A 13460-nucleotide genomic window follows, 5' to 3' on the forward strand; every position below is an offset into this window, starting at 1 on the left:
TGATTTATAGACGTTTTATGTGTTTCTTTAACTAATATTCTATTTCTAAAAGAAGTATATCGCCCCACAAATGATGGAGAATACAAACTTGTATATAAGCAAAGGTATTTTTATTCATCTATTCAGTAATATTTATATTTATTTGTTTTATTTCTAAATAATTTTATATATTTGCACCCAAATATATAAATTGTTTTTATGAAGAAAATAGCCATTTTTGCTATGTCTTTTTCTGCTATAGGTTATGCACAACAGCCAAAAGCATATAATATAGAAAAAGATACTCTTGGGTTGGAGGAAGTCGTGATTACAGCTAATCGTATAGTTGAGAAAAAGACCAATGCTGTAGCCAATGTAACAGTTATTGACCAAAAACAGCTTAAGGAGTTTATACAAATAGCTCCAGACCTTTCCCAACTGATAGGAATGGTAGAACCAGCCTTGGCACTATCTAGCAATACGACTAATAACCGTTATCAGACGCTGCGCGGACGAAGTATGTTGGTGCTTATTGACGGAATACCCCAGTCTTCTCCTTTGAGAGAAAACAGTATTCGCCTACGTACTATAGATCCCTCTGCTATTGAGCGTATAGAAATTGTCAAAGGGGCTTCCGCTATCTATGGGAATGGAAGTGTAGGGGGCGTGATGAATATTGTAACCAAAAAAATACCCGAAAGTGGGGTCATAGGAGGACAGACTACCATAGGAGCTTCTGCTCACGAATCTATCAAGGAGGACGAGGGCTTTGGTTATGACCTCAAGCAACAATTCTATGGGAATTACAAAGGTTTTAGCTATTTGGTAGCAGGAGCTTTAGGACAAACAGGAACCGCTATTGATGGGGAAGGCTTGTATATCTCTCCTCGTTATGGATTGGGGAATATTCGTTCCTATAATGGAATGGTGAAGCTCGGATATAAGATAGATGAAAATAGCCAAATAGAGGGTATGTATAACTATTTCCAAAGTATCCAAAATTCTCCTTTAGTAGCTTCAGGAGGGCAGTACGGAATAAGTCCTCGTATAGGAGTTTTTGGTTCTCGAAATCCAGAAGAAAAACCTGATGGTACTTACTATGCCCATAATGCCTATCTAAAAGCTACCTCCAATAATATATTTTCTAATACAGACTTAGAAATAGTAGCTCTCACCCAGCACTATAAGCTTATGGCTGATTATCGTCGCCACAATCCTCGAGCACCTCGCTGGCGTAGCACCAGCGGACAAGCTACTATTGTAGGAGAGAAATATGGAATTCGTGCCCAACTTACTTCTAAATTCTTACTAGGCAAAAATATCTTTGCTTACCTACTCTATGGAGCAGATGCTCTTATTGACAAAACAGGACAACCCCTTGTGGATGGGCGTGTTTGGGTGCCTATGCTAACGGCTTATAATTCAGCTCCTTTCCTGCAAGCAAAAGTTACTCTCTACAACTATTGGACACTTAAGGCAGGTGCACGTTATGACTATATCAATGTATCTATCCCTACTTTTGAAGCACTACGCAATAGGAATACAGACCCAGTAACCATTGTGGCGGGGGATAATCTTTACTACAAAAACTTATCGCCTAATGTAGGACTTTCTTACAACCAATATAAATATTTCCAACCATTTGTGTCTTATTCACAAGGATTCTCCATTTATGATTTAGGACGTACAGTACGTGAAGCTACAAGTGCCGATGCGCTTAAAGGAAAAATCAATACTGACCCTGTAGTGGTAGATAATTATGAGGCAGGCTTCTATTCTCAGATAGGAAAGTATCTGGATCTTAGTGGTTCCTATTTCTATACAACATCTGAATTGGGTAGCGAGTTGGAAATGGATAGAACTACACATTTTTGGGTAGTGAGCAAAGACCCACAAAGAATATATGGCTTCGAGGTAGCTCTGGATGTACACCCTACACATTGGCTTACCCTTGGTGGTAGCTATATTTCTTATGAAGGAAAGAAGAAACCCAAAACGAGTAATAGTTTTGACACTTATATGAATAGCTCTTCTATTTCTCCAGCTAAAGCTACTATTTATGCCAATGTAAAACCAACTAAGAATTCCTTTGTACGTTTGAACTATTTACATTCAGGAGAACGCGATCGCTTTTTGGTAGATCCAGCTACAGGAAAATACAACGAAGGGCAAGGTGCCATTCGTTCTATAGACCTCTTCTCTCTCAGTGCAGGCTATGCCTTTAATAAGAACCTATCCTTAGGCTTAGGGATAGAGAACCTTATGGATAAGGTATATTATACAGTAGCTTCTATGCACGTAGCCCGTGATGTTGAATATGCTCGTGGTAATGGACGTTACTTTAACCTAAGTCTTACTTACAGATATTAATCAATAAGGATATTTAGGTCTTAAAAAGAAAAATCGTTTTATTAAAAACCTTAATAAAGCGATTTTTTTTATTAACAAAAGAAAAATAAAGAAATATTTGTTAGTTTCGTTTTTTTTATAGATATTTGCACTCTTTAAAAAAATGGAAATGAGACTAAAAATTTTCTATGGATTTATTCTGTTCTTACTAACCACTCCTCTGGTTTTTGGGCAGAATATTACCGTTACAGGAACGGTGAAAGATGGGCAAGGAGAACCCTTACTTGGTGTATTTATCCTTATCAAAGGAACTAGCAAGGGAGCTTCTACGAATGAAAAAGGGCAATATACCATTGCTACTAAGGTAGGGGATGTCCTTTATTACTCCTTTGTCGGGATGAAGAATATTGAGAAAAAAGTGACAGCCAAATCTACAATAATGAATATCACGATGCAGGAAGATGTACAGGAGATAGATACAGGGCTTGTCATAACAGGTTATGGAGCTCCTAAGGTAGGGAGTAAGACGGTAGCTTCTATAGCTACTGTACAGGGTAAGGAAATAGCACGAACTCCTGATGCTAATGCGATGGATGCTCTTGCGGGACGTGTAGCAGGGATGGTGGTCACCACAGGTTCAGGACGTCCAGGTAGCTCCTCAAGTGTGCTTATTCACGGTTTTAATAACTTCCAGTCAGCACTTCAAGGAAGTGTCTCAAACCAAACTCCTCTTTATATAGTAGATGGAATGCAAGTAAGTTCTGGTATTATGACAGATCTTAACCCTAATGATATAGAGAGTGTTACAGTGCTTAAGGATGCGGCTTCTACTTCTATTTATGGGTCACGAGCAGCTAATGGAGTGATTCTTATTACTACTAAGCGAGGTAGATTTAATGAACGAACCAATATCTCTATTAGTCATCAGTCTGGATTCAATGCAATTACAAGTGCCAGCCGTAAGTTCTTTGATGATATGATGACTCCTCGTGAGTATTTAGAATTTTGGTCACAGAGAGATCCTGCAGCAATACGTTCAGCAGCAGGCGTATCAGGCCGTACAGAGGTAGATACACAGCGAGCAGTAGAGAAAATCTTAGCTGAAAATCCCTACAATACCCGTTGGGATAAGGTCTTTTTCCGCGATTTCGTACCTACCACTCGTACCGATGTCTCTATTTCAGGAGGAACAGCCTCTACAACCTATTATCTTTCAGCAGGTTATTTAAAGCAAGAAGGTTCTACAGCTCCTTCTCAAGATTTCAAGCGTTATAACCTTAGTACAAGTGTGGATACTCGTATTAATAAATGGCTTAAGGCTGGGCTTTCACTCTCTGCGGGGTATAGTGAGCGAGAAGGAGGACGGTCTACTGTAGCAGGGGCAAGAGTACTTGCTTTGCCACTTTATACTCCTACCAATCCAGATGGAAGCCGAAAAAACTTTATTACAGGGATTACAGGACGTGCCACAGGATTCTATCACCCAGAGTATGATGCAGAGAAGCATCCTAGTAACTCCTATGGAACTGACCTAATGCCTATAGGATACTTAACGATTGAGCCTATTAAAAATTTAGTATTCAAAACACAAGGAGGGGTTCAGTATAGTGAAGGAGAATCTCAAAACAAACAATTACGTTCATTCACTGATTACAGATTTGGTTATGAGAATATAGCTTATACACAAGTATCTGAGAGTAAATCTTATAGAAAGACTTTTACTAATACCCTAGAATACAGATTTTTGTTAGGAGCTTCACACAGTTTTACTGCTCTCTTAGGGCAGGAATCTATTGAAAATATTTCTAAAGCATTAGAATCGCGTACCACAGGACAGCCCTCGGATGGACTTTCTATGCTCTCTCACGGAAGCAAAGAAGTTTATACAGGAGACAGCAAAACAGTCAGTGCCTTTAATTCTTATTTTGCTCGCTTAGAGTATGATTATCAGAATCGCTATTTTCTAGATTTTTCAGGGCGTCGTGATGGATCTTCTAACTTTGGAGCCAACAACCGTTATGCCAACTTCTGGGCAGTAGGGGCTATGTGGAAGATCAAAAAAGAAGCTTTTCTTAAAGATGTAAAATGGCTTACCGATTTAAACTTGCGCATGAGTACAGGAATTTCAGGAAATGCAGGAGGACTTAATTATAGTAATATTAATGTAATAAGCCCATCTCTATTATATGATTCACAAACTGGTTATACTCTCAATAGGTTAGGGAACCCTAATATACGTTGGGAAGAGCAACAGAAAACAAGTCTAGGACTTAATGTTGTTCTCTTGCACAATACTTCTCTTAATGTAGAATATTATAATCGTAGGACTTATGATGTACTTGCTTATCGAGATAATAACTCTACTAGTGGGCGTACCCAGCTTTATGGGAATTCAGGAGGAATGCAAAATCAAGGGGTAGATGTGAGTATTTCCTCACGAGTATATTATAATGAGGCAAATAACTTAAGTATCCGTCCTTATTTTAATATGAACTATAACCAACAGAAGATAACAGAAATTTTCGAGGGAAGAGAATCTCTAGTCAGCCTTAATAGTAATTTAGGATTTAAGATAGGTCGCCCTCTTGAATATACAGCAGTACTTCGTAAAGGAATAGATCCCAATACAGGGCTTACCCAGTGGTATATTCCTGGTGCCGATAAGATGGAAACACAAACGGATGATAGCCAGATAACAACCTCTTATAATACTAATTTGGCACAAACTACAGGGAAGAAAATGCATGCACCTCTAAATGGAGGGTTCGGATGGACTGTTACTTATGGAGGATTTAGCTTAGATATGAATTTCTCCTTTACAGTGGGTAACTGGAAAGTGAATAATGATATGCGTTATAGTGAAAATCCTGGTACATTCGCTTCTGGGAATATCAGTCGTAAAGTGTTTGATTATTGGAAAGCAGTAGGAGATAATCCTCGCCATCCAAAAATTACAGAGGGAACCTTTGTATATTCTGGAGATTCTCGCTTAATACAAAATGCAGATTTTCTCCGCTTAAAGAGTATTAGCTTGAGCTATACACTTCCTAAGGAAGTCATTGAGCAAATAGGATTTTTCGAGGGAGTTCGCTTATATGGTACAGCTCGTAACATTTTTACTTTAACCAAATATGAAGGGGCAGACCCTGAATTTTCTAATCCTATATCTTTAGGAGGCTATCCTCCTTCAAGACAGTTTTCTTTTGGGGTTGAACTTAAATTTTAGAAATAATGAAAAAGATATTTAATAGATTACCACTATACGTTCTTGCAGCTTTCTCCTTGCATAGCTGTGTCAAATTAGAACAAGAACCTTTTAATGAACTCAGTGAACATAAATCATTCCTTAATATAGAAGATGCTCAGTATTGGGTGAATGGAATGTATGACGGGCTCCGTGAAAATACTTATGGGAATGCTATGTATAGTACTGATGTACAAGCAGATTTTCTTAATGCTGTACGTAGAAATAATGAAACTCTCCCTGAGATACACCGCTGGAGTACTTTCACTTCCTCTAACGCAACTACAGCTGCCATTTGGATGGCTTACTATAAAGCTATTCAAGATATTAATATAGCACTGAAAGGAATTCCAAATATTCCTATTGTACAAGAGAGAGAACGTGTAGAAAGAGCTCAAATACAACGTAATTTGGGAGAACTTTACCTAGGGCGTGCTTATTATTATACATATCTAGTAACTCACTTTTGTGGAGCTTATGATGAATCATCAGCCTATGGATTACCTATTATAAAAGAATTTAAGGTGACAGATTTTCCAGCTCCTAGCTCTCTAAAAGAAACTTATGATTTTATTTTAGAAGATATAGCACAAGCTGAAGAATTGCTTGCCAATACAGCTGGAACAGTTGGCTCTACTACCTTTACTATAGATGCAGCGAAGGCTCTTAAGGCTCGTGTGCTTCTCTACAAAGGAGAGTGGGCTACGGCTTATGCTACTGCAAAGGCTCTGATTGATGCAGGAACATATCCACTTGCAACAACCCAAACATCACTTGCAGCTATTTGGAAGGAAGATGCTGTAACAGAGAGTATTGTGCAACTTTTTGCAAAGGCTCCTACAAGTATTGCTGGAGGAGTGAGTGATGAGTTACCTAAGTCTAATGATATCTATATAGGGGCTAATAACTATGACCGACGCTTAAGGCGTTTCCTCTATAATCCAAGTTTTATTCCTACCCAGTCCTTTGTAGATTTATTCGATACAGCTGACCGTAGGAAAAGTATTTACTTCACTAAGCTCTTTGTAGATTACGGAAATACTGTGTATAGGGATATTTATCTGGTAACCAAATATCCTGATAATAATAATCTAAAGATCAATTTTTCAGGACTACCTACCTATATGCACAAGCCAAAATTGCTCCGTGTAGCTGAGCTATACCTTATTGCCGCTGAGGCTGCTTATAAGAATGGAGACGAGACCAATGCGAAGACCTATCTTAATGCACTTAGGACAGCACGTATATCGGGAGCTACCTCTATTACAGCTACAGGAACAGCACTTTTTACTGAAATCCAAAACGAACGCAATCGTGAGTTAGCCTTCGAGGGCTTTCGCTTGTACGATATCAAGCGTTGGAACTTAGGCGTAGTCAGAGGGACTCCTCAGAATGTAGCAGCGATTTTCTCTACACCTGCCGATGAATACTATCAGCTGAATATTTCAGCAGGGAACTATAAGCTTACTTGGCCTATTCCAGCTGCTGATATTTCCTTTGAAAAGGGAAAATGGCAACAAAATCCAGGTTGGTAATAATATAACAAATAAAGGCTATCTTCTTAAGGTAGCCTTTATAATTATACTCTATAATAGTAGAAAGATGTTTGTAACCCAAAAGTTCAATGATTGATGTGAAAAAATAAGAAGGCTACCTGCAGGTAGCCTTCTCTTATTTGTAATATTCAAATTTCTGTTCTATGATAAGGTAGAGTTCTCCATTTTCGCTTTCAGTCTTTTTGACCCAGTTTCTCATTTTATCATATTCATAAGTATAATTTTTCTTTTGAGCAATAGTTCCGTCCTCCTTATAAATAATATTTTCCGTTTCATTACCTTCTTTGTCATAAGTAGAAGTTATTTTTCTTAGGAGTTTTCCTGAAGCATCATAAGTGATTTTTTCTAGAGGATTTCCTTTGGGGTCATTTTTATAAATGGTTTTGCTGGCGAGAGCCTCTTTTTTGTATTTATCCTCTTGAATAAGGTATCCTTTGGTATCATAGGTGAATATACTTTTTTCATCACATTCTCCTCCTACACAGCTGGATTTCTCTATAAGTTGGTTTTTATCATTATATTTTGAGAAATTACTCATAAAGATATTCCCTTGAGCTGTAAGCAGGTCGTGCCTGATGCGATTTCCTTTCTTGTCATACTCATAAAGGTTTGTGGAAAGGGTTTTGTTATCCTCATCCTTGGAGACAGATTCTATCAAGTATCCTTGGTCATTATAAGTATCGTGGTAGGACATAATCACACCATTATTGTCAATACGAATTTTGGTTGTACGTCCCTTAGGGCTAAATTCTGTAAGAAGCTCTGTATTACCTCTGAAAGGTTTTCCTTGTTCATCTATACGATAATCTAGAATACGATATGTTTTTACTTTTCCTTTGAGCTTAGCCGCATCCCAACCTGTTTTTTTATTTTGTCCAAAGGCAATAGCGCTTATTAGGCACAAAGCCAAACCTAATTTTTTCATTTTTATAAATTTATAAATATTTAGGTGGCAAAGGTACCATATTTTTTTTAATTGACAAAAGAGAAGTAAGTAGGGAACTTCTATATTTAGAGTAAAATAACAAAGTTATTGCAAGGGTTTAACTTTTTGTCGAATGAATTTAACTTGACAAAGCTTTCGAAATAACGTATATTTGCCTCTTTATTTATTTTCAAAGGAAGAATCTGTAACTTGTAGTTTCTTTGAAAAAAATTTTCTCATTACGAGAAAATATAGTAATTTTGCGTTTCCAAAACATATATCATTTTATGAAAATCTCATATAATTGGATTAAGGACTTCCTTAAGATAGATTTACCTAAGGAAAAAGTAGGCGAACTCCTTACCGACTTAGGCTTGGAGGTAGAAGGGATTATCCCATATGAAAGTGTAAAAGGAGGACTTGCAGGAGTCATTGTAGGGGAAGTAGTGGAATGCACCAAGCACCCTAATGCTGATAAACTAAGCCTTACTAAGGTGGATCTAGGAGAGGGTAGGGTAGTTCCTATTGTATGTGGTGCACCTAATGTAGCTCAAGGACAAAAAGTAGCAGTAGCCACTATTGGTACTATTCTCTATGATAAGGAAGGTAATTCCTTTAAGATAAAAAAAGGAAAAATAAGGGGAGAAGAGAGTCACGGAATGATATGTGCAGAAGATGAATTGGGGCTAGGCGATAGTCATCAAGGGATTATGGTATTGGACCCATCTCTTCCTAACGGGAAGCCTTGTAGTGAGGTTTTCGGTGTAGTTTCGGATGATATTTTCGAAATAGGGCTTACTCCTAACCGTTCTGATGCAATGAGTCACTTAGGGGTTGCCCGTGACCTCAGAGCAGGGCTCTTACAGCAAGGAGTAAATAAGGAGATTATCACCCCATCGGTTACTGATTTCTTTGTGGATAATCGCTTGCTTAAAATAGATGTTTTGGTAGATAATAAGGAGCTTGTTCCTCGCTACTGTGGGGTAACTATTTCCAATGTGAAAGTAGCTCCTTCACCCATTTGGTTACAGAATCGCCTTAAAGCTATTGGGATAACCCCAAAGAATAATGTGGTAGATGCTACAAATTATGTGTTACACGACTTAGGCCAGCCTTTGCACGCCTTTGACGCTCTAAAAATAGCAGGTAAGAAGATTATTGTTCGCAATGCTCAAGAAGGAGAAAAGCTTCAGACCCTTGATGGGGTCGATCGTACTCTTTCTCAAGAGGACTTAGTAATCTGTGATGCAGATAAGCCTATATGCTTGGCGGGAGTTATAGGAGGAGCTTTCTCAGCTGTAAGCCAAGATACAACCCATATTTTCTTAGAAAGTGCTTATTTCAATCCTGTCGCTATCCGTAAAACAGCTAAGCGATACGGACTATCAACAGATGCTTCTTTCCGTTTTGAAAGAGGAATTAATGTAGATACTTGCAAATACGCACTCTTGAGAGCTGCTATTCTTATTAAAAAAATTACAGGAGGAGAAATCTCTTCTGATGCTATTGATTTTTATCCTAAGAAGATAGAGGATTTTCAAGTATTTCTTACTTATGAAAAGGTGGATACTCTTATAGGACAGGTCATTCCTCGAGAGGTGATAAAATCAATCCTACACTCTCTAGATATCCAAATTAATAGTATTACAGAAATAGGAATGGGGCTTACAGTACCTTCTTATCGAGTAGATGTACAGCGAGATGTGGATATTATTGAAGAAATACTTCGCGTATATGGCTATAATAAAATAGATTTTTCTTCCAAGGTAAGTGCTTCAATGTCACATTCTAGTAAGTATGAGGATGCTAATATACAGAATATTATAGGAGCACAGCTAGCAGGACAAGGATTCTTTGAGATAATGAATAATAGCCTTACTACGGCTACTTATCAGGAACTCTCTTCAGATATTAAACCTTCGGAACAGGTGGCTATACTGAATCCTCTGAGTCAGGACTTGGCAGTAATGCGCCAGAGTATGCTCTTCTCAGGACTGGAGACCATTGCCTATAACAATAATCGTAAGCGTAGTGACTTGGCTCTCTTTGAGTTTGGGAAAACCTATCATAAGCTAGAGGATACTTATATAGAACCTAAGCATCTTAGTGTATTCCTCTCAGGAAATGTATATCCAGAGGCGTGGAACGCTCCTATTGAGAGGACAAACTTCTACTATCTCAAAGGATATGTGATGAATATATTCCAACGCTTAGGAATAGAATTTCTTTTAGAAAAACCATCTCAGGAGGCTATCTTTCAGGAAGGTATCCAGCTTTTTAAAGGAAAAACATTATTGGCTTCCCTTGGAGTGGTCAAAAGGAGTATCCTTAACCATTTTGAGATTAAGCAAGAGGTGTTTTTTGCAGATATTTATTGGGATAAAGTACTGGAGAATCTCTCTAAGGAGGTAGTTTATACTGAGATTCCTAAATATCCTGAAGTACGTCGTGATTTAGCTTTGCTTCTTCAGGAAGATACCTCATTTGAACAATTATATCAGTTGGCTTTCGTTACAGAAAAAGAATTACTGAAGAAAGTTTCTTTATTTGATGTCTATCAAGGGGAAAAACTTCCTAAAGGGAAGAAAAGCTACGCACTTAGTTTTGTACTACAGGATAAAAACAAGACCCTTACAGATACGCAAATAGATAAGGTAATGGAGGCTTTACTAGGAGCTTTTCAGAGAGAGACAGGGGCAACATTACGTTCTTAAGGAGGAAAAAGGATGATGAATTTTTCTTCCAAATTACTGGAAAATGCTGTCTATGAAATTGCTCTTTTACCAGGGATAGGGAAGCGGACGGCACTTCGCCTGGCTTTACATTTGCTAAAGCAACCCAATGCTCAAGTAGAGAGACTTGCAAGTGCTTTGGTGAGCTTACGTAATAATATTACTTATTGTAAAAAGTGTTATAACATTTCTGATACAGAGATTTGTGATATTTGTGCAAGCTTTCATAGAGATCCCTCAGTACTCTGTGTAGTAGAGGATATTCGTGATGTAATGGCTATAGAGAATACGGGGCAGTATAATGGCTTGTATCACGTACTTGGAGGTAAGATATCTCCTATAGACGGAATAGGTCCCAATGAGTTACATATAACCTCTCTGGTGAAAAGGGTTAAGGAAGAATCCATAAAAGAAATCATCTTTGCCTTGAGTAATACAATAGAAGGAGATACTACTAATTTCTATATATTCAAGCAGTTAGAAGGATTGGAAATAACAACTTCTACTATTGCAAGAGGGATTTCCGTAGGCGATGAGCTAGAATATACAGATGAAGTTACCTTAGGAAGGAGTATTCTTCATAGAGTCCCTTTTGAGGTACAATAAATATTTATATAAAAAGAATTTGGAGGGCTAAGAAAATAATAGTACTTTTAACCCCAGAAAAACAGACATTTCTAAACAATTTAAAAAGCATTAAAAAATGGCAAGATACGAACTGAAATTACCTCAAATGGGGGAAAGTGTGGAGGAGGCAACTGTCTCTTCTTGGCTCAAAAAAGTAGGAGATACAGTACAGATAGATGATATCTTGGTAGAAGTAGCTACTGATAAGGTAGATTCCGAAATTCCCAGTGATGTATCAGGAGTAATTGTAGAAATATTGACCCCAGAGAAAACTGTGGTTAAGGTGGGTGAGCTAATGGCTATTATTGAAACAGATGTACAAGAGGCTTCCCCAGAGCCTATTATACAACTTTCTTCTGCAGAGGCTCCTATACCTATAGAACCTACACAAGAAGCTATAGTGCCAGTTGCTTCCCAAGAGCATACGCAAGAAACAACTCAGGTTCCTGAAATCCAGGAAGAAGAAATAGCACAACAAGTCCCATATGTGCCTGCACCTATACAAATAGAAGCTTCTAAAAATGAAGGGATTACAGAGGAGGATCCATTCTTTTCTCCTTTGGTAAGAACTATTGCCAAAGAAGAAAATATCTCAGAGGAAGAACTCCGTACCATAGAGGGAACAGGACTTGCAGGACGAATCACGAAGTACGATATATTACGTTATATAGAGAATAAAAAGGGAGGAATAATATCTTCTTTACCTGTGGTAACTTCTAAGCAGGAAGATGCTCCAAGAGTAGGCGAGGAAGAATCTAGCTCAGTACAGAATAATATTCCAGAGGAAACAGTTGCTATGGGAGTAAGTCCTTTTGCACCAGTACAATCTTCGGAATCTTCTTTGATACAAGAATCTGCTAATACAATAGAGAAACAACTCCCAGAGCCTATACAAGAGTTACCTAAAGCTGAAGATCTCCAAGAAGAGGTTATTACTTCTGTACAGCCTTCAGAAACTGCTTCTATACAGGAAACTACCTTTAGTGATGCAGAAACACATCTTCCAGCACCTATACAAGACTTGCCTGTAGTAGAAAGTTCGGAACAAAAGACCCTTGAAGAGATTCTTCCAGAGGAAGAACTCCCACAAGAAGCTGTTCAAGAAAATAAAGAAGAAACCCCACAAGAACTTTCTCAAGAGGAGGTGAAATATCCTGATATTGCTGATTTTATGAAGACTTTTGCCGCAAGTCATCCTAAGCAGGAGCAAGTTACTGCACAAGTTACTGATTATAAGGAAGCAGAGCAACCTAAGATAAACTTAGAAGTTCCTAAGAATAAGCCCGAAGAAAAGCCTGTACCAGCTTCCTATACAACCTCTCCTGTGGATGATAATGTAGAAGTGATTGAGATGACTCGTATGGGAAAACTGATCGCTAATTATATGAGCGAGAGCAAGAAGATTTCAGCACACGCAACAAGCTTTATTGAAGTGGATGTTACTCGTATATGGAATTGGCGTAATAAGCATAAAAAACAATTTGAGGTACGTTCGGGAGAAAAACTTACTTTTACTCCTATTTTCTTGGAAGCAGTAGCTAAAGCACTCCGTGATTTTCCTATGATGAATATTACTACTGATGGAGAGCATATTTTCAAAAAGAAAAATATAAATATAGGAATGGCTACAGCTCTTCCTAATGGTGATTTGATAGTTCCTGTAATAAAAAATGCAGACCAATTAAGCTTATTAGGGTTAGCTAAGTCTGTAAATGACCTTGCTAAACGTGCTAGAGAGAATAAACTTAAGCCTGAAGAGGTAAAGGGAGGTACTTATACACTGACAAATATAGGAGCTTTTGGAAACTTATTTGGAACTCCTATCCTGAACCAACCTGAAGTAGGTATCTTAGCTGTGGGAGCTATACAGAAAGTTCCTGCTGTAGTAGAAACCCCTGAAGGAGATGTTATAGCGATACGTTACAAACTGATGCTATCTCATAGCTTTGATCACAGAGTGGTTAATGGTGCTTTGGGAGGAATGTTTGTTCAGAGAGTGGCACAATACCTTGAGCAATGGGATAGTAATAGAGAAGCATAAGTATTAT

General features: G+C 38.0%; 7 protein-coding genes and 1 pseudogene. 7 read left to right on the forward strand and 1 reads right to left on the reverse strand.

Features of this window, described 5'->3' with window-relative positions; translation table 11 throughout:
• Positions 1–198 precede the first annotated feature (198 nt).
• From RYK20_RS02580 to RYK20_RS02590, 3 genes are all read left to right on the forward strand, one after another.
• The gene (locus RYK20_RS02580) at positions 199–2349 is read left to right on the forward strand and encodes a TonB-dependent receptor (RefSeq protein WP_314894310.1); all 2151 of its coding nucleotides are present in this window, start codon (positions 199–201) and stop codon (positions 2347–2349) included.
• A gap of 148 nt (positions 2350–2497) precedes the next feature.
• A complete protein-coding gene (locus RYK20_RS02585) occupies positions 2498–5554 on the forward strand; it encodes a SusC/RagA family TonB-linked outer membrane protein (RefSeq protein WP_314894311.1) in 3057 nt (1018 codons plus the stop codon).
• A gap of 5 nt (positions 5555–5559) precedes the next feature.
• Complete coding sequence (locus tag RYK20_RS02590; RefSeq protein ID WP_297980305.1) at positions 5560–7107, forward strand: RagB/SusD family nutrient uptake outer membrane protein; 1548 nt, start codon at positions 5560–5562, stop codon at positions 7105–7107.
• Between the two features lie 136 nt (positions 7108–7243).
• Here RYK20_RS02590 and RYK20_RS02595 read toward each other — a convergent pair whose 3' ends face one another.
• Positions 7244–8053 carry a hypothetical protein gene (locus tag RYK20_RS02595; protein WP_297980302.1) on the reverse strand — a complete coding sequence of 270 codons (810 nt, stop codon included), beginning with the start codon at positions 8051–8053 and terminating at the stop codon, positions 7244–7246.
• Between the two features lie 287 nt (positions 8054–8340).
• On the opposite strand from RYK20_RS02595, the gene pheT reads away from it, so the two are divergent.
• From pheT to RYK20_RS02615, 4 genes and pseudogenes are all read left to right on the forward strand, one after another.
• Positions 8341–10767: a phenylalanine--tRNA ligase subunit beta gene (gene pheT / locus RYK20_RS02600; protein ID WP_314894312.1), complete on the forward strand. Its 2427-nt coding sequence runs from the start codon at positions 8341–8343 to the stop codon at positions 10765–10767.
• Between the two features lie 15 nt (positions 10768–10782).
• A complete protein-coding gene (gene recR / locus RYK20_RS02605) occupies positions 10783–11391 on the forward strand; it encodes a recombination mediator RecR (protein WP_297980325.1) in 609 nt (202 codons plus the stop codon).
• A gap of 97 nt (positions 11392–11488) precedes the next feature.
• Positions 11489–11707, forward strand: a pseudogene (locus RYK20_RS02610) (biotin/lipoyl-containing protein); the annotation flags it as partial.
• Positions 11708–13453: a 2-oxo acid dehydrogenase subunit E2 gene (locus tag RYK20_RS02615; protein WP_314894350.1), complete on the forward strand. Its 1746-nt coding sequence runs from the start codon at positions 11708–11710 to the stop codon at positions 13451–13453.
• Positions 13454–13460 lie beyond the last annotated feature (7 nt).

This window comes from uncultured Capnocytophaga sp., from assembly GCF_963525585.1.
Lineage (GTDB): Bacteria > Bacteroidota > Bacteroidia > Flavobacteriales > Flavobacteriaceae > Capnocytophaga.